This is a genomic window from Halorubrum sp. SS7, assembly GCF_005435055.1.
In the GTDB taxonomy this organism is placed as follows: domain Archaea; phylum Halobacteriota; class Halobacteria; order Halobacteriales; family Haloferacaceae; genus Halorubrum; species Halorubrum salinarum.
In genome coordinates, this window is sequence record NZ_SGXV01000274.1 from 1 (window position 1) to 507 (window position 507).

A 507-nucleotide genomic window follows, 5' to 3' on the forward strand; every position below is an offset into this window, starting at 1 on the left:
GTCACAGGACTGACGATCGACGGCACCGGTAATCGGACCCGGGATCCCGAAGCGGCCCGACGACGGGCCGAAGAGGCCGCGCAAGGAAGCGAGACGGAGTCGTGGGACACGAACATCCAACTCGGATACGGCTACGGCGACGCCGGGATCCGCGGACTCAACGCGCCGGGGTTGTTCATAGACGACGTGGCGATCGATACGAACGCGAGCGGCGTTCTCCTGCGGGACGGATCGGACGCGGTGATCCGTGATATCGAGGTCAACGGAACGGGCGAGTGGGACGACGGCTTCATGGGAATCACCGGGATGGAGTCCCGGGTGACGGTCACCAACGGGACGTTCACGAACGGTCGCGACGGGATCTACCTCCACCGCGCCGACGGGTCGATCGTCAGGAACTCGACGTTCAGACGGAACCGCTACGGCGTCCATCTCATGTACACCGGCGACGCCCTGATCGCGGACAACTCGTTCCGAGATGAGATCTTCGCGGGGATCACGGTGATG

The 507-nt window shown here is 64.3% G+C and carries 1 protein-coding gene; it reads left to right on the forward strand.

The annotated features are described in order from the left end of the window. On the forward strand, positions 1-507 hold a 507-nt coding region (locus EXE44_RS18005), incomplete at both ends, for a nitrous oxide reductase family maturation protein NosD (RefSeq protein ID WP_199241279.1).